Genomic DNA, 18,934 nt, shown 5'->3' on the forward strand with positions numbered 1-18,934 from the left:
TGCCCCACCCCGATGACGGCCATTCAGTTCTTTCGCGGGGTGGACGAGCCCGTGGTTCCCGATATCCGGCTGACCCGCTCCCGCGATGGACGAACCGGCCAGGCCCTGTTCGTGTTCGAGCAACCCCAGGCGCTCGCCCCTGAAACCATGGGCGACATCACCGGCATGTTCCTGCTCGACGAGGAAGGTGAACTGGTCACGCGGGAGGTGAAGGCCCGCTTCGTGAACGGCAAACCCAGTGCCCTCGAGGCCACCTACACCTGGAAGACGGAAGAGGACTTCGGCCGCTTCATGCGTTTCGCCGAGCGCTACGCCGCCGGCCATGGTCTCGGCTTCGCCGAGAAGGACGGGGAGCCCGACACCCCGGACGCCAGTCCCGATCCGGGCGCCGAGGGCGAACCCGCAGACGCTTGAAATTCGGGCAGTGGCTGGGCCTGGCGGCCATCATCGCCGCCGTGGCCCTGCTCTGGAACCTGCGGGGGCTGCTGTTGCAGCTGTTTGCCGCCGTGGTGCTGGCCCTGGCGATCTGCACCCTGGTGGGCGCCGTGCGCGAGCGTCTGGGTTGCCCCAGGCCCCTGGCTCTGGTGATCAGCCTGGTGGGACTGGCCATGGTGGTGGTGGTGGGCAGTGCCGTGCTGATTCCTCCCTTCGTGGAGCAGTTCGCGGAGCTGCTGGCCAAGCTGCCCGATGCGGCTGATGTGCTGATCGGCCTGGCGCGCCGGGTGCTCTCCAACGTGAGCCGGATCCTCTATGGCCGCCATGACGGCTCGCTGGAGTGGTTGCAGCAGCTCTGGCCGTCCGAGGGGCCCAGTCCCGAAGTGGTGGCGGGTGGTCTTGGAGGGGGAGCAATGCGGCTGCTGGGCCTGGCCAGCAACCTGGGCAGCGGCACCCTGCAGTTTGTCTTCGTGATAGCGGTGAGCCTGATGCTGGCGGTGCAACCCACCGCCTACCGCGGTGTGCTGGTGCTGCTGGCCCCTTCCTTCTACCGCCGCCGCTTCAGGCGTGTGCTGGATCTCTGCGGAGCGGCCCTCAGCGCCTGGATGGTGGGGGTGGTGATCAGCTCCCTGTTCGTGGCTCTGCTGGCGGGCGTCGGCCTGTCGCTGCTTGGGGTGAAGCTGGTGGTGGCCAATGCCCTGCTGGCGGGCCTGCTCAATGTGATTCCGAACGTGGGTCCCACCCTGAGCACGGTGTTCCCGATGTCGGTGGCTCTGCTCGACGCCCCCTGGAAGGCCCTGGCCGTGCTCGGCCTCTACGTGGTGGTTCAGCACCTGGAGAGCTATGTGATCACCCCATCGGTGATGCACGCCAAAGTGCACCTGCTGCCGGGCCTCACCCTCACGGCCCAGTTCCTGTTCACGATTCTGTTCGGACCGCTGGGGCTGCTGCTGGCTCTGCCGATGGCCGTGTGCGTCCAGGTGATCGTGCGCGAGGTGATCATCCACGACATCCTGGATCCCTGGAAGCGTCAGCGCCTGTCCCCATGAACGGCCGTGCCCTGCTGGGGACCCTCGCCCTGGTGCTGCTGGCGCTGCTGGTGTGGGAACTGCGCTGGGTGCTGCTGGTGCTCTTCGGGGCCGTGGTGCTGGCCGTGGCGCTGGACGTGCCGGTGAGCCTCCTGCGCCGTCGCCTGCCCCTGAACCGTCCCAGCGCCGTGGCCCTGGTGATGGCGGCCCTGGTGGTGGTGGGCTGGAAGGTGTCCGACCTCTTGCTTCCTGAACTGTTGCAGCAGGCCAACCAGCTCACCCAGTTGCTGCCCGTGCTGTTGCAGCGGCTGGGGGACCTGGCGGGAGGCTCCACGGCCTTTCGCGGCCTCGAAGACAGGCTGCTGGAGCTGGCCACCTGGGAGAAACTGCAGCCCCTGGGCAGTCAGCTGCTGGGGGTGGCCGGAGGCGCCGCCAATTCCACCATCCAGATCCTGCTGATGGTGCTTCTGGCGATCCTGCTGGCCCTGGATCCAAGGCCGCACCAACGGCTGGTGCTGGCCGCCACGCCCCAGTTCTGGCGCGGTTCGATGCAGTCGCTGCTGCGGGAGTCGCGCCAGGCGCTCGGCGGCTGGCTGGCAGGGATGACGCTCTCGGCGGTCACCGTGTTCCTCCTCACCTGGGCTGGTCTGGCCCTGCTTCAGGTTCCCCTGGCCCTGCTGAGCGGACTGGTCTGCGGTCTGCTCACCTTTGTGCCCACGATCGGCCCCACGGTGGCCACGCTTCTGCCCCTGGCGGTGGCCCTGCTGATCTCCCCTGCCAAGGTGGTCCAGGTGCTGATGCTGCGGCTGCTGCTGCAGAACGCCGAAGCCTTCGTTCTCACCCCCCTGCTGCTCAGCCGCACGGTCAACCTGCTGCCCACCGTGGCCCTGATGGCCCAGTTGAGCCTGGGCGCTCTGCTCGGCCTGCCCGGAGTGCTGCTGGCTCTGCCGCTGGTGGTGGTGCTGCAGGTGATCTCTCAGCGCGTGCTGGTGGAGCAGATGATGGATCGCTGGACCTGATCAGCGGTAGTGGCGGATCAGACTGGGCGTGAGCACCAGCACCGCCACGGCCAGGGGATGCTGCTGCATGGCCGTCACCAGCGACGACCAGGTGAAATGGTCAAGCAGGAGCCGCAGTTCCGACCTCAGATCCCCGAGCGCCAACAGGACCAGCAGCAGTGGGATCAGCGGCGGGACGCGCGGCATCAAGCCACGCCCGCTGGCGTCGCCCCATTCCCGGCACTGGGTCCGACGAAGCCCTTGCCACTGAGCAGAGGCAGCAGGGTGGGGGCCAGGCCGATGCTCGACCAGCTGCCCACGCTGATGCCGAAGGTGAGGGCCACGGAGAACCAGAACAGACTGCTGCCGCCGAAGAAGAGGATCCCCAGCAGGGGCAGCAGCGTGGTGAGGGAGGTGTAGATCGAGCGGGTCAAGGTGGCATCCACGGCCACGTCCACCTGCTCACTGAAGGGAGCTCCCCCCAGGTTGGCCTTCTGCTCGCGGATCCGGTCGAAGACCACCACGGTGTCGTTCACCGAATACCCGGCCACGGTGATCAGGGCCACGGCGAAGAGGGAATCCACTTCGATTCCCCGCAGCAACCCGAGCCAGGCGAACAGCCCGGTGGTGATCAGCACGTCGTGGGCCAGGCAGAGAATCGCCAGAAAGGCGAACACCCTGTCGTAGCGGAGCGTGATGTAGAGGGCGATGGCCGCGAAGCTGACCAGCAGGGAAATGAGGCTGCTGCGCAGCAACTGCGCCCCCAGGGTGGGCCCGATCGTGTCAACTGAGGTGCCGCCGTCCTTGAAGGGCCCCAGGCTGGCGGCCAGCTGCTGGATCACGCTGGTTCCCTGCCCGGCGCTGAGGCTGGGCAGACGCAGCTCGATCGAGCGACCCTGGTCGAGCACCTGCACCGGAGCGCCAGCGAGGCCTGGCGCTGCCTGACCGTTCTCAGCGGGAAGCTGGAGGGTTCCGAGACTGGCGCTCACCTCGGGCACGGTGATCGCCGAGCAGTCGGGCTCGCAGGCCCTCTCCATCTGGATTCGGGTGCCACCGGTGAAGTCGAGGCCGGGCTTGAGCGGCGCGCCGATGGCGGGGTTGAGCCAGCAGAGGGCCATGCCGATCAGGCTGATCAGGCAGGCCACGACCGAACCCCACCAGGCGATGCGCCGGTGGCGCGTGATGCGGAAGTACTGGATCGGTGCTGAGGCGCCCGATCCCGACGGGGAGGAAGTCATGGATGCTCAGGCGGCTGGCGAGGGCCGCTGGCGGCTGGGCAGGAAGTAGCTGGGGCGCCGCAGGGTGGGGTAACTCATCATCAGGCGCAGAAGCACGCGGGTGCAGGAGAGGGCGGTGAACAGGCTGAGCAGCAGACCGATGCCGAGGGTGACCGCAAATCCCTTGACCAGGCCGGTGCCCAGGGCGAAGAGGGCGATGCAGCTGATCAGGCCGGTGACATGGCCATCGAGGATTGAGGAGAAGGCCAGGGAGAAGCCGCCGTCGATCGAGCGGATCAGGGTGTTACCGGAGCGAAGTTCCTCCTTCACCCGCTCGAAGATGAGCACATTGGCGTCCACCGCCATGCCGATCGAGAGGATGAATCCGGCGATGCCCGGCAGGGTCAGGGTGACGGGAATCAGGGCGTAGCTGGCGAGGTTGAAGAGGGCATAGAGGCTGAGAGCCACCACGGCCACGGCTCCGGGGAGCCGATAGACCACCACCATGAACACCGCCACCAGGGCCAGGCCTGCCAGGGCCGCCACCAGGCTGGTGCGGATGTTCTCAGCCCCCAGCAGGGGGCCGACGGTGCGCACCTCGAGGATCTTCACCGGAAGGGGCAGGGAGCCCCCCCGCAGTTGAACCTCCAGATCGCGGGCTTCCTCGGCTGTGAAGTTGCCGGTGATGCTGGCGGCCCCACCGGTGATGCCGGCCGCGGCGAACTCCTGGCTCACGGAGGCTTCGCTGATCGAGCGACCATCCAGGACGATGCCCAGCAGCCTGTCGCTGCCCGCAATCGACTGGGTCAGGCGGGCAAAGGCCTCACCCCCCTGGCGGTTGAAGGTGAGCGTCACATCCCAGCCCGTGCCGGTCTGCTGCTGCTGGCGGCCAGCGGTGACCAGGTCCTTGCCGGTGAGGGCCGCCGGCTCGTAGAGGGACACCACCCGTTTGTTCACCTCCTCGAGCAGGGCTTCGATCTGCTCGGTTTCGCCGGCCCCTTGAGGCACGGAGACCCCGAGTTCTCGCAAGGCCCTGGCCAGATCTTCCTCCGGAAAGCTGGGCGTGGCGGCCGGCGGTTGTCCTGGCGGGGTGGTTGGAGACGGATCCGGTGTCGTGCGCCTGCGGCTGAGGTCGAGCACCGACTGGGCCTGGCGCTTCAGCCGCAGCAGCCCCTGCATCTCCTGCTCGGTGCCGGGCTTCTGGGCGCGGAATTCGAGCAGGGCCGTGGTGCCGAACACCTTGGCCGCCCTGGTGGGGTCCTGTTCGCCGGGCAGTTGCAGCACCAGCTGGTCGTCTCCGATGGTCTGGAGGGTGGATTCGGCCACTCCAAGGCCGTTCACACGGCGGTCGAGCACCTCCTTGACGGCCTCCAGCTGCTCCTTTCTCACTGTTTTGATCGCACCCGCGGGCATCACCTGCAGGGTGAGCTGGCTGCCGCCGCGAAGATCCAGCCCAAGCTGCAGGGGAAAACTGAACAGAACGGCCCCGGCGGCGATCGCCAGGGCCAGGATCAGGGCGAACAACCCCTGCTGGCGTGCCATCTCAGATCGTGCCTGCCTTGAGCTGCCGGGCCGCCTCGACGATCTGCCGGGGCTGGATGATGGTCAGATTCTCCAAGGCGCCGTTGTAAGGGGTGGGAATGTCCTGGCTGGAGAGGCGCACGGGCCGGGCGTCGAGATCGTCGAAGCAGTGCTCGGTGATCAGGGCCAGCAGTTCGGCGCCGATGCCGCCGGTCTTCATGCACTCCTCCACCACCAGCACCTTGTGGGTCTTGCGGATCGATCGGGTGATGGTCTCGAGGTCGAAGGGCTTGAGGCTGACCAGATCGATCAGTTCCACACTGACGCCATCGGCCTCGAGCTGCTCCACCGCCTTGAGGCAGTGGTAGCGCATGCGTGAGTAGGTGAGGATCGTCACGTCCTTGCCCTCGCGCACCACCTCGGCCTGGTCGAGGGAGCAGATGTAATCCCCTTCGGGGATGTCCTCGCTGAGGTTGTAGAGGAGCACATGCTCGAAGAAGAGCACGGGGTTGTTGTCGCGGATCGCGGCCTTCATCAGCCCCTTGGCATTGGTGGGGGTGCTCACCGCCACGATCTTGATGCCGGGGACGGCGTGGAAGTAGGCCTCCAGGCGCTGGCTGTGCTCTGCGCCCAGCTGGCGCCCCACTCCACCGGGGCCGCGCACCACGGTGGGAATGGTGTAGTTGCCGCCGCTGGTGTAGCGCAGCATCCCCATGTTGTTGGAGATCTGGTTGAAGGCCAGCAGCAGGAAGCCCATGTTCATGCCCTCCACGATCGGGCGCAGGCCCGTCATCGCGGCCCCGACGGCCATGCCGGTGAAGCTGTTCTCGGCGATCGGGGTGTCCAGAACCCGCAGTTCGCCGTACTTCTCGTAGAGATCCTTGGTCACTTTGTAGGACCCGCCATACTGGCCGACGTCCTCCCCGATCACGCACACGTAGGGGTCTCGGGCCATCTCCTCGTCGATGGCGTCACGCAGGGCGTTGAAGAGAAGGGTCTCGGCCACGAACGGTGTGCGAACCCGGCAGGTGCCGGTGGAGCGGCCAACTTATCTCAGGCGACGGCTCGCGGGAGCTGACCGGTGGGCTCACCCACCGGCGGCGAACGTGGCCAGCAGCAGCACCGAGAGCAGCATGCCCGGGGAGAGCAGCAGGGCCAGCAGGCCGAGGTCGTGGGGAGTCATGGCGGTAACGGGCTGGCCTGAAGACTAGGAAGGCTCGCCCTGGTCCACCGGCAGCAAGCTGCGAATGAAGACAAGGGTCAACCCCAGGGCGACGAAAGCGAAGGTGAAGGTGGCCAGAAAGCTCATGCCCACCACCAGGGTCTTCATGGCCGTGCCGATGCTCTGGGCGAAGGGCTTGCTGTAGTGGGGGGGATGCAGGCTGTACCAGGCCACCACCCGCTGGCTCAGGCCCAGGCAGACCCAGGCCAGCAGCCCGCTGGTGAGGGCGCCGGAGAGAAAACTGAGCGGACCCTTGCGGGGTGCGCCCGGCTGTGACTCGATGGGCTCCGGAGCGCTCATGGGGCCTCGTCTGGTTGCAGAATCCTGACGCCCATGCTGCTGCAGCGGCAGCACCAGGCCTCGAAGCCCCCAGCGGCCAGGGCATCCCCGAGCTGACCACGGGCCGCTTCGGCCCGCTCCAGACCGGCGAAGAGGGCGAACAGGCTCGGCCCTGACCCACTCATGGCCACCGCCAGGGGATCCCTGGCCTGACGCAGCAGGCTCAGCCCCAGACGCACACTCTCCTGCTCCGGCTCCACCACCGCCTGCAGGTCGTTGCGCAGGGGCGGCAGGCCCCGCTCCCCCCGCAGGGCGGCCAGCAGCGCTCCGCCGCGCAGGCTCTGCCGACGCTGCTCGAAGTCGCTCTCGCAGGCGAGATAGAAATCCCCCCTGAGCTCACGGCAGCGGCCGTAGGCCCAGGGGGTGGAGACACTGGCGGCTGGATCCTTGATCAGCAGCACCGCCAGGTCTTCGGCCCCCTGGGCTCCCACCCCCTGGGGGCCAGCCTCGGGCAGCTTCACGGGCTCGAGGATTTCCCCCCGGCCGAAGCAGAGCTGGGTGCCGCCGGTCAGGGTGAAGGGAACATCCGAACCCAGCTCCCCCGCCAGCAGTCGCAGCTCGTCGGTGTCGAGCTTCAAACCCCAGACCTGGCTGAGCCCCAACAGGGCAGCGGCCCCGTCGCTGGAGCCCCCGGCCAGGCCGGCGCCGATCGGGATGCGTTTCTCCAGCTCGATCGTGGCCCCCAGATCAGGCCTGCCGGCGTGCTGCCTGAGGCACTCGGCGGCCCGCACCACCAGGTTGCCTCCATCGGTGGGGAGGCGGCTGTCCTGGCAGCGCAGCAGGATCGCGCCATCGCTTCGGGGCTCGATCGCCAGGCGATCGGCCAGATCGAGGCTCTGCATCACCATCGCCAGCTCATGGAAGCCATCGCCCCGCAGCCCGAGCACCTCCAGATGCAGGTTGATCTTGGCCGGTGCCTCCACCAGCAGCGGAGCCGCGCTGATGTCCTGGAGCAAGGGGTCAACCATGGGACGGGTCATCGGGGAAGGGGGAGAACGACATGGCTGGGTTCTCTGCGGTGGGACCCAGCTGCCGGGTCAGCTCCACCCACTGCTGCGGGGAGAGTTCCTGGGGCCTCTGCTGCAGGACAACCCCGGCGCGCCCGGCCCGCTCGGCCAGCTCCCCTTCGCTCCAGAGCCCGGCCAGGGTGTTGCGCAGCATCTTGCGCCGGGCGGCGAAGCAACGCCTGAGCAGGCCCTCCAGCCGCCCGGCCAGCTCGGGCTGAAGCCGCCCTGATGGCGGCAGCGGATCGAGCACGATCACCTCCGACATCACCCGGGGGGGTGGCTGGAAGCAGCGCGGGGGAACGGTGCAGACCGAACGGCAGCTCGCCAGCAGTTGCAGGCGAACACTCAGGGCGCTGAAGGCGCTGCTGCCGGCCACCGCCCGGATCCGCTCACCCACCTCCTGCTGCACCAGCAGCACGAGCCGCCGGTAGGGAACGGCCATGGGGCGGTCGAGCCGACCCACCAGCCGCTCCAGCAGGGGCCCGGTGATGTTGTAGGGGATGTTGGCCACCACCTTGTCGGCCAGGGGCAGATCCAGGCGCAGCACATCCCCCTCCAGCAACTGGAACCTTCGATCGCCTGCGAAGCGCTGACGCAGGCCCGCCACCAGGTCGCGGTCGAGTTCGATGGCCTGCAGCTCCGCCAGCGGCGTGGCCAGCAGCCGCTCCGTGAGGGCTCCGCGGCCAGGACCCACCTCGAGCACGCTCTCCCCGGGCTGCAGGTCGGCCGCCGCCACGATCCGCTCGAGCACGGTGGCATCGGTGAGCCAGTGCTGACCGAAGCGCTTGCGGGTGCGGTGGCCCCCGAAGGACATGGGCGTGGACGGGTGGAACACCCAGATTGCCCGGCCGGGTTGCCGATCCCTGGCTAGGTCTGGAGCACAGACCTGCCTGGCCGCGATGCGCCCCGTCCAGATCCGCTCCTTCCTCCCCTCCAGGTCAGCCATGGCCTGGTTGCTGCCCTGGGGCCGGGGCCTTGCAGCTGCGGTCCTGCTCTCCCTGGTCGGGCTGGCGCCGGCACGCTCCGGCAGCGTCAGCGCCGACTCCGTCTGGGACAAGGGCAATGCCCTGCAGAGGGCCCGGCAACTGGTGCCGCGGGGGGCCGTACCGGGGCGGCATCGCTGTCAGGAGATGACGGTGGGCATGGGCAACTACCGCTACCGCTGCACGGTGGAGTACAGCCAGCCCGAGCCGCTGCAACCGCTGCAACCGGATGATCCTCAGCCGTCCCCCTGAGCCGTTTCCAGTCCCTCCAGGCGCAGCCAGCGCACCGGACCCGCCGCTGGCGGCAGGGGCACCAGGGCGCAGACCACCTCCAGGGGCAGCTGGGCCTGGTGGGGGTGTTCGGCCAGCCAGCAGCTCAGGGCCCTGGCCAGACGTCGACGCTTGACGATTCCCAGGGCAGCCACGCCCCAGCCATCGGCGCCACAGCGCCGGCGGCCCTTCACCTCCACCACCAGCAGCCGGCCGGGTTTGGCCACCACCAGGTCGAGACGTACCATAGCCCTAAAAACAACAACCGTGATGACCGCTCGAGCCCGCCGCTGCTTCTCCTACGCACGGGTCAGCTCAGGCCATCAGGCCCAGCGGGGGGACGGCATCCAGCGTCAGGTGCAGCAGGCTGACGCCTGGGCCGCTGCCCGTGGGCTCACCCTTGATGACAGCCTCGCTCTGGTTGATCCAGGCCGCTCCGCGAGCAAGGGTCATCACCTCAAGGAAGGTGCTGCCCTGCATCGCTTCCTGGCCGCCGCCAAGGCTGGCGACCTGGGCGCATCGCCAGTCCTGTTGATCGAGGACTTCACCCGCCTCTCGCGTCTGGAGCCGCTCGACAGCCTTGATCAGATCGTCTCGCCCCTGGTCCGCGCTGGCGTCGAGATCGTCACTCTGGAAGATGGCGCCAGCTACACCCTGGAGCGCCTCAACCGCGATCCGTCCTGTCTAGTGGTGCTGGTGGTGAAGTCTCAGGCCGCCGCCGACTACGCCCGCAAGCTGAGCGGTTACATCACCCAGCGCCGCGCCGCCAATCGGGCCGACATCCTCAACGGCAAGCCTGTCTGCATCGGCTGGGCGCCGTCCTGGATCGAGTGGAATGAAAAGGGGCAGCGTTGGCAGTTCACCCCTTACGTCGCCACGGTCAGGCGGCTGGTGGAACTGAGCTGGGAGCACGGTCAGCAGGTGACCTGCCGGACGCTCAACACCGAAGGGCATCTCAGCCCGGCGGGACTACCATGGTCACAGCGCACTGTTGCTGCTGTCCTGCAAAGCGCCGCCATCCATGGCGCCAGGCGGGTGTCTGCCCCGGGCCACGCTGATGAGGTGAAAGCCTGGCGGGCTGAGTGCGCCCGCCTGACTGAGCAGAACAGGACCGGCGCGGACCTGCCACCGAAGCCCAAGCGCACCTACTCCGAGGCGGCAGACACCTTCCCCGCCATCCTCACCGCCGAAGAACACGCTGCCCTGTTGGCAACGATGAAGGCACGTGTTGCCAGCCCGCAAGAAAAGGGTCGTCGTGATCGGGTGCACTTCATTGGCCAGGGCATCACCACTTGCACATGCGGCGGCCCGATTGGTGCTCGCAGTGTGAAACCCCGCAGACGTAGCGGGGTGAAGGGCGAACAGCGTTACGTCTACTTGATATGCCGCGCCAGGGAACGCGGGCAGACCGGCTGCAGTGTGCCGCCGATAAGGGTTGAACCGGTCCATGCCGCCCTGCTCACCCGCCTGCGGGGTGATGCACTGGCGCAACTGGTTGATGGCGGTGGTGATGGTCACCTGGCGGCGCTGCTGGCCCGCCAGGGGCAACTCACCTACGAGCTGGCGCAGGTGGAGAGCCGCGCCGCCAATGCCGCCGCTGCCCTGCGTGATCGGGCCATGGCTGGTGCTGCGGCGGTGGCGGTGTATGAGCAGGCCGTCGAGGAAGCAGCGGCTGCCGTGGTCGCCACCAAGGAGGCACTGGCGGGGGTGGCGGCAGAGATCCGCGCCATCCAGACCCAACCATCAGCAGGCGCCGCAGCCGAACAAGTCCAGGGAATGCTGCAGGACTTTGCTGCCGGTGATGACACACCAGAACAGCGACGAACGATCAACACCCTGCTCAGGCGGCTGGGGGTGCAGATCCTGCTGGATGCCAAAGGACAGCGGATGGCCTTGGTGGTTGGTGATGGTGAACCTGACTGGCAGCCGCTGGTGCCTGGCATGGCGCTGCAGAACCTGCAACGCGGGCAGGCCGACACCGACTACGCCCGCCCGCAGGTCGAGAGCATGGAGCAGCTGCTGGCGAAGGTGGCGGAAGCCGTCGCCAGCGGTGGGTCGGCATGGGTGGAGCTGCCTGGTGGCGGGCGGGTTGAGATCGGGCCTGACGGGCAGGTGACGGCCCGCTGATCAGGCCTTGGCGCGGCTGGCGGCCACACGGCAGCGGGTGGAGCAGAACTGGGCGGTGGACCGCTTCGGCGTGAAGCTGGTGCCGCAGTGCTCGCAGGTGATCGGCTGCTTCTCTTGGCGATGCTTGGCGCGGTGGCGGGCGACACGTTGGCGGTTCAGGGTCGCGTCACGGCAGCACCGACATTCGCCGTCCGAGGCCAGCTCGGTGCTCTCCGCCTGAAGGCTCCGCAACTCATTGCGCTCAATGATTCGCAGCCGACTGGCGAAGGTTTCGCCGCAGGTCTGGCAAGCGGCCAGGTGGAAGACGTAGGTGGTGGTCATCTCAAACCTTGAATCGCCCTCCGCGAAGTCGTCGATGACGGAGATGTAGGTGGGGTGGACCTTGGTGGCCGTCGGCCAGCAGGTAAGGCGCTCCAGCTGGGCCAGGAGTGCCCCCTGCCGCCGCCCGAGCTGGTTGGCCATGAAGTAGCTGCGTGCGTCCATGCGTGGCCAGGTTGCCCCTGGTGTCATTACCCCTTAGCGTAACGGGGCAGTGCTGTTACGTCAAGAGGTAACGGCACCAGGTACTGGCCGAGCCCTTGGAGTCATTACGGCTTGGCGTAACACCATCCCCTGTTACGTCAAGGGGTAATGGTTCCAGGGTGGATTGGAAATCCACGCCCTCGGCCAGCACCCGTTCAGCCACCTTCCACAATTCTTAACACTCTCATCCCACACCCCTAGTGCAACCCTGCATCACATTGATAGTGTGCACTAAAGCATTGATGTGTGCCTTAGACATGCACTGATGCAGTGATAGCTGTGACACAACAGTTGCAGGGGCAGCGGTGTCAGCGGGCGGCGGGCGATTGCAGCGGCTGAATGTGACGTAGGGTCCGTGGAGTCGCCGCCAAACCCGCATGGCATTCGCCCCGCCCCCGAACAAGCAGCAGGTCACGATCCGCTTCCAGCCCACCCTGCTGGAGAAGCTCAATGCCGCCGCTCAGCGTTCTGAGCTGGCCCGCGCTGAATACGTCCGCCGCATCGTCGAGCGCGCCCTTGAGCATGAGCCGCTGCCCGTTGTGCTCACGGACTGACCCGCCGGCATTGAAAAGGGGCAGGTAGCCCCGCCCCCTGTCCACCCCTGTCGCTGCCACTTTCCAGGGCAAACAGCGGCAGGGATCACTGAGCAACAAAGTGAGTTTAGCCGATTCCGACTCCAGTCAGCGCAGTGGCGCAACAGTCGGAATCGTTTCAGACAGTGATCTGCAGGCAATGCCGCTTGATTGGCGGTTCGTGCCCGTCAAGGACAAGCATCCTGCGGATCTTCATGGCAACAAAGACCCCAAGGACTGGTTTGATCGCTTCCAGTTCGATGCTGACTTCTTCCTTGAGCTGAACGGCAACAGACCTGAAGCCCTTGGTCTGCTCACTGGCCCCGTCAGCGGTGTGCTGGTGGTGGATCTTGATGATCACGGCTGGCCTGAATCGTTCCAGAAGGAAAGCGGCCGCACTGTTGATGATTTGCCCAGCACCATTGCCTGGTCAAGCGGCAAACCAGGACGATCAGGTCGCGCTCTTGCTGTGCCGCAGGAGTGGTGGCCATACCTGCGAAACCGCAGAGCGTTCAACTCAGAGGATGGACGCACCCTATGGGAACTGCGCTGGGATCGTCACCAGGCCGTCATCTGCGGCAGGCATCCACAGACAGGCGCCTATCACTGGCTGGAAGGCTGCAGCCCGCAGGAACTTGGCGACCCAGCTGAAGCGCCGGAATGGTTGCTGGAACTGTTGCTGCAGGAGCAGTTTGATGACAAGGCACAGCCTGAACCAACTGAAGCTGATGCCATTGAGGCGCTGCAGATCATCGGCTTCCTGCCGCCTCTGGAATACCAGGACCATGACTCCTGGCTGAAGGTCGGCATGGCATTGCATCACCTTGGCTGTGATGTGACGCATTGGGTTGAATGGTCAAGGGCCATGCCAACCTTTGATGAGAAGGAATGTCATACCCGCTGGAAGTCATTCGGAAAATACAAAGGCCGCAAGATCGGCATGGGCTCCCTACTGAAGTGGGGAGCGAAGCACGGGTACGCCAGGAGCAGATCGACAAGACCAGGCCCTACCTACCAACATGATCGCCATATTGCTGTTGCCGAAGGTGAAGCGGTTGCACCGCTCATTGCCCGTGAGTTCCAACGGCTCAGAGCCCAAGGGCCACCCATTGTCATCCTGCAAGACCCCTGCGGCTCAGGTAAGACCAAACATGCCCATGACATCAACAGGGCTCTGGCCACACTGCCTGACATCAAGCATGTGGTTTACGTCAACAGTAGCTATCGCAATCTGTCATTCCCTGCGCTGAATCGTTACGTCAAGCCTCCTGCCAGGCATCGTGATGTCGTGGAAGTTGAAGTGAAGTTTGATATTGTCCATCGCACCCGCAGGCGTGACCAGAAAGACGACGACCTGCCCGTTGTCGAGAGCGCCACCTGTCATTACGCCTGGAACCTTGGTGACTTCAAGCGGCAGGGTGCAAAGACAGGACACATCAAGGGCTTCTGCAATGCCTGCCCACGCAAAGCAACCTGCAGCTTCATCTCTGAGCGTGATCGCTTCCTTGCGTTCTGGCAGAAGGGTCGCACGCAGTTCGTTCGCACCAACATTGACCTGCTGCCCTTTGTTATCAGCACGCTCCCTGATGAGCTGAAGGCCAAGACTGTCATCGTCTTTGATGAAGCCAATTTGATCAGCAAGGCGCAGAGCATCAAGTATGAGATCGTCTATGAGCGGTTTGATACCTGGCTGCAATACCTGAGGAATGATGGGCGCTTCAGGAATGATGAACTGGCCCGTACTCTTGTGGAGCAGCTGCGCGACCTGGAGATCAACACGCCTAAAAACAAGCGTTATGGCCTTGATCCTGCTGATCTCAAGGAGTACATGAAGGATTGGATCGAAGCGTTCCGCGCTATCCATGGTGATCAGATCCCCGAACACTGGGCTGATCTCGCCACTGAACCAGTTGAGTCGCCGGATGACGTACACCCCGAACAGGAATCACAGCTCACTTCCCCTCTCCTGTTCCCTGCTGTTGCAGGTGCCCTTCTGGGCTTTTATGGCGCCATCCGCTCCGATGATCACCCTCAGGGAAAGGTCGAGCCACGCATTGCCCTAACCGTCCCATCTGATGCCCTGCAGCGTCTCATCCAGAACGTTGCAGGCGCTGTCGTTCTTGATGCCACTACGGACCCTGCTCACACTCTCTCCTGCCTCTCTGCTGATCCCGACGTGCCAGCCGCCACCCTCGCCACCAGAGCCGATACAGGCATTGACCGCATCCAGTTCATTCAGATCCCATGCCTTGGCGCTCTTACTGCCAACCGCCGACCTACCCAAACGCAACGCCGTAATGCTCTCGCCGCTGCTATCGAAGATCACATCAAACACAAGTACATCTGGGAAGGACACCCCCTGCCGCATGGACGGACACCATCTGTTGCCGTCATTGACCAAGGAAGTAAGGCACGCTCAGGTGACCTCAAGTGGCACGTTGATAATCGTGGCTCCAATGCTGCACGCTCCTGCGCTGCTCTCATCTGCTTTGGCCTGCCCTGGATCTCCATCGGTGATGCCAAAGCTACGTTCACCGCTCATTACCCTGATGCCACTCAACAGGACTTTGATGCTTGGTATCTCAAGCAGGTCGGTGAAGAACTGATCCAAGGTATCCATCGACTCAGGCCCATTGACCTTGATGCCGATGATCAGCTCCAGGTCTTTCTCGTCACCAATGCCGATCTCTCTGGCATGGGCATCGACATCACACAGGCCAAAGCCGAGGACTTCTCCTGGTTCGCTGCTGACCCGCACCGCCAGACAATCGCCAAGGCCAGCAACGATCTCGACGAGCTTTTCGGTCAAGGCGCCTTCCAGGTCACGCAGGCTGCCTTCTGCACCGCCTCAGGGACGCCTAGGAGCACCCTCAAGGCCGCCTTGCAGGCCTGCGGCATGTCCTGGGCTGATCTGCTGCTGCTGGCGCCCTGGAGGGCCGCTGACGCTGAGGACGCTGCACGACCCCGCCCACGCGGACGGCCCCGCAAGCTCCAGATCCATCCAGCAGTGGCCTGGCTGGCTGCTCAACCTGCTGGTTTCTGGGCCAGAAAATAAATACCCCGATTTGGGCCAGGACTGCTTTGTGTAGTAGTAAAGCAGTCCTGGCCCACTGGCAGTGATTTGTTTGTACTAGCGCAGGGCTTCACCACAAAGCAGTCCTGGCCCAAATGAGGGTATTTAATTGCTGCTGCTGAAAGTGTGCCCTTGTTGAGAACTGTTCTCAGTCCTTGGCGCCCCCCGGGTGACCGCCTTCAGGCCGGCTCCAGTCGCATCAAGGACGCCATCGACCAGACAGGCATCGTCCCCTGGTGCGTCGGTGCCAGCCTCACCGCTTACGATGCCCTCAAGGGCCACGGCATCTCACGCATTCAGATCGACCTCGCCCTGGAGCAGCTGCGACGTGAAGATCAGGCTGACCAAGCTGAACTGTTCTGACTTGCCCGGCCACCCGTGATTAGCTGCGGCAGAATGATGGCTATGGCAGAGACAAATCGGACACGACGCGGTAGAACCAACCCTGTAAAGACCGATAAGGGCACATATGGCAGTGAGCTGAAGACCCTTGATCGAATGCAGGAAGTGTGGGCACTTCGCATCCGGGGCTACAGCTTCCGGGCTATTGCAGCGCAAATGGGCATCAGTCCCAACACTGCTTGGCGTGACTGTCAGGAGGCACCTGATGGTGTGGCACTGATGGATGACACGTCCATCGCCCGCAGCCAGCTACTTGGTGGACACCGCATCCTGCTCAATCACCTGCTGAGTGAGATCGAGGAGCAGCGCCAGAACGGGCAGCGGGTGGTGGAGCTGGCGCCTGATGGCACGCCTGTCCGCACGACGGTGAAGCCGATGGACGCCAAGCTGATCGGCGAAGCCGGACGCTGCCTGGACCGGGCCGCCAGGTTGCTTGGCTTGCTCGACGGCCCCATCGAGGGCAGTGGCGGCAACCAGGTCACAAACATCACGTTGGCCGCGCCCAGCGATGGCTGCACCTTCGAGCAGCGCTGGTCCAGTACCAACACCACCACAGTGGACGCCACGGCCACGGAGAGCCCCTCAGAGAGCCCCACAGGTGCCATTCAGGGCAGCTCAGGGGTGGACTCCCCCGCCCAGCCCTCCTGAGGGCGGCCAGAGGGGCATTCACTTCGGCGGCAGCAGGCCCTCCTCCACCGCTACATCCAGCATCCGCTGCGCCTTGGCATCAGCGACGCCACGGGCGTACCGGACAGACGGTCCAGGGCTGGGTGACCGAAAAAGTCAGCTGACGGATTTCGGTCAGCACCCTGGCCGCACGGACGCCCCTGCTATCAACCGCCAATCAATGCCAGCGCTGCCAATTCATCATTGGGCGTGACATCAACGTATCGAGCAAGCTGGTCTAGTGATGCGTGACCAGTGAAGCGTGAGATTGTCCGCAGGCTGGCACCACCCTGCGCCATTGTTGTAGCCAGACTGCGCCTGAAGCTATGGAGACTGATGCCAGTCGGCAGTTCAAGTCCATTCAATGTCTGCCGTAGTGCTAGGTCAGCCGCCTGTCTGGTCATAGGTTCAGCCAGGCCGAACCTGCCAGGGAAGGCTAGATCCTTTGGCCTTGGCTGCCGTCCATGCCTTTGTGCCCAGTGTTCACGATAAAGTTGTAGTTCTGCATTCAAGCGTTCGCCAATCTTCACTTCACGGGTCTTGCGTGTTTTGGTGGTTTGCTTGACAAACACGATGTGATCATCATGTATGGCACCCCAACGCAGCTTGAGCGTTTCTGTGACACGGCTGCCTGTCCAGCGCATGACTGCCCACAGGCAGCGCTGTTCAGGTGATGGAGCCGCATTCAAGAGCCGCTCCAGGTCATCGGGTGTGAGGGTGCGTGCCTGACCGCTGCCATTGGTCTTGGGCATGATGCCGACTTGTCTGCTGAATCCCATTCAGCCTACGACAAGTCAAAGCATTTAACAGGTGATCTGAGGGATTGTGTCAACGTCAAGTCGGCCATTCAAGGCGAGCCACTCAAGGCGACGGCTGGCACGGGCCGGCGTCCAGCGTGGCTGCTGCCTGAGCTGGCGGTAGCCGCCCACCTGTGCCGCCTGCGGGCCAGCACCCCGCCTGCCCGCCTGGGGGGTGCCTGCCTGCCCGCCTGGGGGTGCCTGAGCCGCCGCCTGCCCGCCTGCCCCTCAGCGGTACACCTGCCACTCTGACTTGTCTGCCCGTTGACCTTCTATCTAATACGACAAGTGGACTGTTACAGAGGCGGTCTGCCTGGTAGTCGCAGCTCCCACAAAACGACAAGTCGGCTGTAGATTGGAGGGGACCTGGCGGAGACATTCGACCTCCCCCGCCAGGGAGCCCCAAGCCATGACTACCACTGCGACCCTCGGTCAGATCGACGTTGACGACCTGGAGGCAGGCTTCAGCGTCAGTATTCGCACGCTCCGGTCATCTGACCTGGCGGATGCCTTGCTGGGTGAATTCGACCGTCTGGGCTTCGGCCCAGCCATGGAGAGAGATCCGCTCACCTTTCAGCTTCAGCGTCTTGCCTGCTTCTCTACCCAGACCATCGAAGACCTGCCCGACGATCTGGCAGAAACAGCCGGCGAAACAATCGAGAACGCCATCGACACACTGAACGACCATGCACCGGACGGCTGGCACCTTGGCTTCTCTGAAGGTGACGGCTCCGATCTGTGCTGGCAGCCGGTGAGCCTGCGGGCTCAACTCCAGGCTGTTGGCAGCCGTTGGGTTGCTGACGACTGGGACAAGCGCAGCCAGAACGATGCCATCGACGACATCATCGAACGCTTCGATGATTGCCCAGAATCCTTGCAGGACTTTGACCATTCCGACTGGGTCAACCTGGCGGAGTGCTACACGCGTGATCTGTTGCGCCGTTGGGATCAGCAAGAGTCGGACATCCGCGAACTGTTCGACGACTACTGCGAGGCCATCGGCTGCACCAGTGCTCTGGAAGCGCTGGAAGGCCAGACCATCGAAGATCCCGACGACATGGCAGCCGCCTACGTCAATCTGGCGATGACCTGGGGAGCCCGGCTGCTGCTGGACGAGATCAACCCTGACCGCTGATCTGTCATGGATCACCCCCAAGATCAGCTCACCACCGCCGCCGAACTGCTGACCGATGGCGTGCCGCGCAAGGATGCAGCCGAGCGCCTGGTGGAGCAATACGGCATCAGCACTGCCAGCGCTTACCGACGGCTGGCAGCCGCTGAGTCTGACGCCGGCGCTGAGCAGTCCTGCCGTCAGTGCTTCGACCTGGGCGAGTTCATCGCCGAGCAGTACGTGCAGCTGGTGCGCGGTGCTGCTGATGATGAAGCCAAGCTCAACGCACTGGCCGGGCTCACCTCAGCCTGCAGCAAGCTGAAGCTACGGCACCTCAGCTTCGACCCCTGAGAATCACGATAATTCTCACGCCCAGGCGGTCCACATCGGGCCGCTTTTTTTGACCTGGTGGGCAGGATGGGAACCCACCATCACACCACAGGTGGGCACGATTGACCCGGGGTATGGTAGCGATTACCCAACCGCCAGGTACCAGTCCCACCAGATCCCCAACCAATACATATCACCTATCAACCTACCTGTAGCACAGCAAGAAGGGGGGTAGGGGCTCAATTTCTGAGCGCCGCAATACACAAGCCCGCCCACGAAAGTACCCTAAGTCTATGTTTCCCAGCCCGCAAGTT

General features: G+C 64.6%; 21 protein-coding genes. 11 read left to right on the forward strand and 10 right to left on the reverse strand.

The window, feature by feature from the left end; translation table 11 throughout:
* The first annotated feature begins 12 nt into the window (after nucleotides 1-12).
* Genes psb28 through FPZ61_RS09085 form a run of 3 tightly spaced genes read left to right on the forward strand, consistent with a single transcriptional unit; the run spans nucleotide 13 to nucleotide 2,482 of the window.
* Nucleotides 13-414 (forward strand): photosystem II reaction center protein Psb28, encoded by a 402-nt coding sequence (psb28, locus tag FPZ61_RS09075; RefSeq protein ID WP_185466259.1) that lies wholly within the window; start codon nucleotides 13-15, stop codon nucleotides 412-414.
* The gene (locus FPZ61_RS09080; RefSeq protein WP_185466261.1) at nucleotides 411-1,484 is read left to right on the forward strand and encodes an AI-2E family transporter; all 1,074 of its coding nucleotides are present in this window, start codon (nucleotides 411-413) and stop codon (nucleotides 1,482-1,484) included. The genes psb28 and FPZ61_RS09080 overlap by 4 nt, the downstream gene beginning before the upstream one ends.
* Nucleotides 1,481-2,482 (forward strand): AI-2E family transporter, encoded by a 1,002-nt coding sequence (locus tag FPZ61_RS09085; RefSeq protein WP_185466263.1) that lies wholly within the window; start codon nucleotides 1,481-1,483, stop codon nucleotides 2,480-2,482. Before FPZ61_RS09080 ends, FPZ61_RS09085 begins: the two co-directional genes overlap by 4 nt.
* On the opposite strand, the gene FPZ61_RS09090 is transcribed toward FPZ61_RS09085, so the two are convergent.
* The 7 genes from FPZ61_RS09090 to rsmA all read right to left on the reverse strand — a co-directional run bounded on the left by FPZ61_RS09090 (nucleotide 2,483) and on the right by rsmA (nucleotide 8,581).
* Complete coding sequence (locus FPZ61_RS09090; RefSeq protein WP_185466265.1) at nucleotides 2,483-2,668, reverse strand: hypothetical protein; 186 nt, start codon at nucleotides 2,666-2,668, stop codon at nucleotides 2,483-2,485.
* The gene (gene secF / locus FPZ61_RS09095; RefSeq protein WP_185466267.1) at nucleotides 2,668-3,699 is read right to left on the reverse strand and encodes a protein translocase subunit SecF; all 1,032 of its coding nucleotides are present in this window, start codon (nucleotides 3,697-3,699) and stop codon (nucleotides 2,668-2,670) included. The genes FPZ61_RS09090 and secF overlap by 1 nt, the downstream gene beginning before the upstream one ends.
* 6 nt (nucleotides 3,700-3,705) lie before the next feature.
* Nucleotides 3,706-5,220 carry a protein translocase subunit SecD gene (secD, locus tag FPZ61_RS09100; protein WP_185466270.1) on the reverse strand — a complete coding sequence of 505 codons (1,515 nt, stop codon included), beginning with the start codon at nucleotides 5,218-5,220 and terminating at the stop codon, nucleotides 3,706-3,708.
* A gap of 1 nt (nucleotide 5,221) precedes the next feature.
* Nucleotides 5,222-6,205, reverse strand: a complete 984-nt coding sequence (locus FPZ61_RS09105; protein ID WP_185466272.1) for a pyruvate dehydrogenase complex E1 component subunit beta — start codon at nucleotides 6,203-6,205, stop codon at nucleotides 5,222-5,224.
* 201 nt (nucleotides 6,206-6,406) lie between these two features.
* Entirely contained in the window at nucleotides 6,407-6,721 is a 315-nt protein-coding gene (locus FPZ61_RS09110; protein WP_185466274.1) for a DUF3082 domain-containing protein, read from the reverse strand.
* Entirely contained in the window at nucleotides 6,718-7,728 is a 1,011-nt protein-coding gene (gene ispE / locus FPZ61_RS09115; RefSeq protein WP_185466315.1) for a 4-(cytidine 5'-diphospho)-2-C-methyl-D-erythritol kinase, read from the reverse strand. The genes FPZ61_RS09110 and ispE overlap by 4 nt, the downstream gene beginning before the upstream one ends.
* Nucleotides 7,721-8,581, reverse strand: a complete 861-nt coding sequence (gene rsmA / locus FPZ61_RS09120) for a 16S rRNA (adenine(1518)-N(6)/adenine(1519)-N(6))-dimethyltransferase RsmA (protein ID WP_185466276.1) — start codon at nucleotides 8,579-8,581, stop codon at nucleotides 7,721-7,723. The genes ispE and rsmA overlap by 8 nt, the downstream gene beginning before the upstream one ends.
* Before the next feature lie 85 nt (nucleotides 8,582-8,666).
* Between rsmA and FPZ61_RS09125 the strand changes: the two genes are divergently transcribed.
* The gene (locus FPZ61_RS09125; RefSeq protein WP_255441498.1) at nucleotides 8,667-9,002 is read left to right on the forward strand and encodes a hypothetical protein; all 336 of its coding nucleotides are present in this window, start codon (nucleotides 8,667-8,669) and stop codon (nucleotides 9,000-9,002) included.
* Here the strand turns inward: FPZ61_RS09125 and FPZ61_RS09130 are convergent.
* A complete protein-coding gene (locus tag FPZ61_RS09130) occupies nucleotides 8,987-9,268 on the reverse strand; it encodes a YraN family protein (protein ID WP_185466278.1) in 282 nt (93 codons plus the stop codon). The genes FPZ61_RS09125 and FPZ61_RS09130 overlap by 16 nt on opposite strands.
* Before the next feature lie 22 nt (nucleotides 9,269-9,290).
* Between FPZ61_RS09130 and FPZ61_RS09135 the strand changes: the two genes are divergently transcribed.
* A complete protein-coding gene (locus tag FPZ61_RS09135; RefSeq protein WP_185466280.1) occupies nucleotides 9,291-11,147 on the forward strand; it encodes a recombinase family protein in 1,857 nt (618 codons plus the stop codon).
* On the opposite strand, the gene FPZ61_RS09140 is transcribed toward FPZ61_RS09135, so the two are convergent.
* The gene (locus FPZ61_RS09140; protein ID WP_185466282.1) at nucleotides 11,148-11,630 is read right to left on the reverse strand and encodes a hypothetical protein; all 483 of its coding nucleotides are present in this window, start codon (nucleotides 11,628-11,630) and stop codon (nucleotides 11,148-11,150) included.
* A 416-nt stretch (nucleotides 11,631-12,046) separates the two neighbouring features.
* On the opposite strand from FPZ61_RS09140, the gene FPZ61_RS09145 reads away from it, so the two are divergent.
* The 4 genes from FPZ61_RS09145 (at nucleotide 12,047) to FPZ61_RS09160 (ending at nucleotide 16,364) form a co-directional block, all read left to right on the forward strand.
* A complete protein-coding gene (locus FPZ61_RS09145) occupies nucleotides 12,047-12,223 on the forward strand; it encodes a CopG family transcriptional regulator (protein ID WP_185466284.1) in 177 nt (58 codons plus the stop codon).
* Between the two features lie 100 nt (nucleotides 12,224-12,323).
* Nucleotides 12,324-15,296 (forward strand): PriCT-2 domain-containing protein, encoded by a 2,973-nt coding sequence (locus FPZ61_RS09150; RefSeq protein ID WP_185466286.1) that lies wholly within the window; start codon nucleotides 12,324-12,326, stop codon nucleotides 15,294-15,296.
* Between the two features lie 150 nt (nucleotides 15,297-15,446).
* Nucleotides 15,447-15,677 carry a hypothetical protein gene (locus FPZ61_RS09155; protein ID WP_185466288.1) on the forward strand — a complete coding sequence of 77 codons (231 nt, stop codon included), beginning with the start codon at nucleotides 15,447-15,449 and terminating at the stop codon, nucleotides 15,675-15,677.
* A gap of 258 nt (nucleotides 15,678-15,935) precedes the next feature.
* Nucleotides 15,936-16,364, forward strand: a complete 429-nt coding sequence (locus tag FPZ61_RS09160; RefSeq protein ID WP_185466290.1) for a hypothetical protein — start codon at nucleotides 15,936-15,938, stop codon at nucleotides 16,362-16,364.
* 185 nt (nucleotides 16,365-16,549) lie between these two features.
* Here the strand turns inward: FPZ61_RS09160 and FPZ61_RS09165 are convergent, their stop codons facing one another.
* Nucleotides 16,550-17,134 carry a tyrosine-type recombinase/integrase gene (locus FPZ61_RS09165; protein WP_185465356.1) on the reverse strand — a complete coding sequence of 195 codons (585 nt, stop codon included), beginning with the start codon at nucleotides 17,132-17,134 and terminating at the stop codon, nucleotides 16,550-16,552.
* Nucleotides 17,135-17,588: 454 nt separating this feature from the next.
* Between FPZ61_RS09165 and FPZ61_RS09170 the strand changes: the two genes are divergently transcribed.
* Both FPZ61_RS09170 and FPZ61_RS09175 read left to right on the forward strand, forming a co-directional pair.
* The gene (locus FPZ61_RS09170) at nucleotides 17,589-18,314 is read left to right on the forward strand and encodes a hypothetical protein (protein ID WP_185474806.1); all 726 of its coding nucleotides are present in this window, start codon (nucleotides 17,589-17,591) and stop codon (nucleotides 18,312-18,314) included.
* A 6-nt stretch (nucleotides 18,315-18,320) separates the two neighbouring features.
* Entirely contained in the window at nucleotides 18,321-18,641 is a 321-nt protein-coding gene (locus FPZ61_RS09175; protein WP_185474807.1) for a hypothetical protein, read from the forward strand.
* Nucleotides 18,642-18,934 lie beyond the last annotated feature (293 nt).

The sequence above is a fragment of the Synechococcus sp. BSA11S genome (genome assembly GCF_014224355.1).
In the GTDB taxonomy this organism is placed as follows: domain Bacteria; phylum Cyanobacteriota; class Cyanobacteriia; order PCC-6307; family Cyanobiaceae; genus Regnicoccus_A.

Coding starts and splice junctions, on each gene's coding strand:
- FPZ61_RS09145 (WP_185466284.1), top strand. CDS start 12,047: ATGGCATTCGCCCCGCCCCCGAACAAGCAGCAGGTCACGATCCGCTTC.
- FPZ61_RS09170 (WP_185474806.1), top strand. CDS start 17,589: ATGACTACCACTGCGACCCTCGGTCAGATCGACGTTGACGACCTGGAG.
- FPZ61_RS09140 (WP_185466282.1), bottom strand. CDS start 11,630: ATGGACGCACGCAGCTACTTCATGGCCAACCAGCTCGGGCGGCGGCAG.
- secD (WP_185466270.1), bottom strand. CDS start 5,220: ATGGCACGCCAGCAGGGGTTGTTCGCCCTGATCCTGGCCCTGGCGATC.
- FPZ61_RS09125 (WP_255441498.1), top strand. CDS start 8,667: ATGCGCCCCGTCCAGATCCGCTCCTTCCTCCCCTCCAGGTCAGCCATG.
- FPZ61_RS09110 (WP_185466274.1), bottom strand. CDS start 6,721: ATGAGCGCTCCGGAGCCCATCGAGTCACAGCCGGGCGCACCCCGCAAG.
- FPZ61_RS09090 (WP_185466265.1), bottom strand. CDS start 2,668: ATGCCGCGCGTCCCGCCGCTGATCCCACTGCTGCTGGTCCTGTTGGCG.
- FPZ61_RS09160 (WP_185466290.1), top strand. CDS start 15,936: ATGGATGACACGTCCATCGCCCGCAGCCAGCTACTTGGTGGACACCGC.
- FPZ61_RS09175 (WP_185474807.1), top strand. CDS start 18,321: ATGGATCACCCCCAAGATCAGCTCACCACCGCCGCCGAACTGCTGACC.
- rsmA (WP_185466276.1), bottom strand. CDS start 8,581: ATGTCCTTCGGGGGCCACCGCACCCGCAAGCGCTTCGGTCAGCACTGG.
- FPZ61_RS09130 (WP_185466278.1), bottom strand. CDS start 9,268: ATGGTACGTCTCGACCTGGTGGTGGCCAAACCCGGCCGGCTGCTGGTG.
- FPZ61_RS09135 (WP_185466280.1), top strand. CDS start 9,291: ATGACCGCTCGAGCCCGCCGCTGCTTCTCCTACGCACGGGTCAGCTCA.
- FPZ61_RS09085 (WP_185466263.1), top strand. CDS start 1,481: ATGAACGGCCGTGCCCTGCTGGGGACCCTCGCCCTGGTGCTGCTGGCG.
- secF (WP_185466267.1), bottom strand. CDS start 3,699: ATGACTTCCTCCCCGTCGGGATCGGGCGCCTCAGCACCGATCCAGTAC.
- FPZ61_RS09165 (WP_185465356.1), bottom strand. CDS start 17,134: ATGCCCAAGACCAATGGCAGCGGTCAGGCACGCACCCTCACACCCGAT.
- ispE (WP_185466315.1), bottom strand. CDS start 7,728: ATGGTTGACCCCTTGCTCCAGGACATCAGCGCGGCTCCGCTGCTGGTG.
- psb28 (WP_185466259.1), top strand. CDS start 13: ATGACGGCCATTCAGTTCTTTCGCGGGGTGGACGAGCCCGTGGTTCCC.